Annotated in this window: 1 pseudogene; it reads right to left on the minus strand. The window is 61.7% G+C overall.

What is annotated here, in order from left to right:
• Positions 1-243: pseudogene (locus tag QP381_RS09385) on the minus strand (peroxiredoxin); the annotation flags it as partial.

The following is a 243-nucleotide window of genomic DNA, read 5'->3' on the forward strand; positions in this document are numbered from 1 at the left end:
TCTTGCCGACGAGGTCCAGGGACGGAGCCAGCGTCTCTTCGCCTTCTTCCCACTTCGCGGGACACACTTCGCCCGGATGCGCGGCGACATACTGAGCTGCCTTGACCTTGCGGATCAGTTCAGCTGCGTTGCGGCCGATTCCCTCCGAGGAAACCTCGAAGAACTGGATAACGCCGTCTGGATCGATGAGGAAGGTGGCGCGGTCAGCCAGGCCGACGCCTTCGCGCATGTTCTCGAAGTTGT

It is taken from the genome of Pauljensenia sp. UMB6358, from assembly GCF_030216865.1.
In the GTDB taxonomy this organism is placed as follows: domain Bacteria; phylum Actinomycetota; class Actinomycetes; order Actinomycetales; family Actinomycetaceae; genus Pauljensenia; species Pauljensenia turicensis_A.